Origin of the sequence: Maribellus luteus (assembly GCF_003576475.1) — a bacterium.
GTDB lineage: Bacteria > Bacteroidota > Bacteroidia > Bacteroidales > Prolixibacteraceae > Draconibacterium > Draconibacterium luteum.
On sequence record NZ_QWGR01000313.1, the window covers coordinates 1 to 511 of the forward strand.

General features: G+C 71.4%; 1 protein-coding gene. It reads right to left on the minus strand.

The features are described from left to right. Positions 1-511 (minus strand): hydantoinase B/oxoprolinase family protein (locus D1614_RS25280; protein ID WP_147384429.1); only part of this gene is annotated, 511 nt, incomplete at both ends.

Here is a 511-nt window from a genome sequence, read left to right on the forward strand (position 1 = left end):
CATCGCCCCCGGCCAATCCCTGCGGCGCATGCTCGCGCCGGGTGGACAGCAGGGCCGCCTCCATGGGCGCGAGGAAGCGGATGCGCCGGACCACGCCGTCGCCGCCGCGCTTGTTCCCCGCGCCGCCCGAGCCGGGCCGCAGGGCGAAGGTCTCGACGCGCACGGGGAAACGCCGTTCCAGAATTTCGGGATCGGTCAGCCGCGAGTTGGTCATGTGGGTATGCACGCCCGAGGCACCGTCGGCGTCGGCGATCGCCCCCGCGCCGCCGCAGATGGTTTCATAGTACTGCCGCGTCGCGTCGCCGAAGGTGAAGTTGTTCATCGAGCCCTGGGCGTTGGCCATGACGCCGAGGGCGGCGTAGAGCGCGTCGACCACATGCTGGCTGGTCTCGACATTGCCGGCGACCACCGCGGCTGGCGGGGCGGGGTTCAGCATCGAGCCGGGCGGCACGACGATGCGCAGGGGCTTGAGGCAGCCGGCGTTCAGCGGGATCTCGTCGTCGACCAGGGT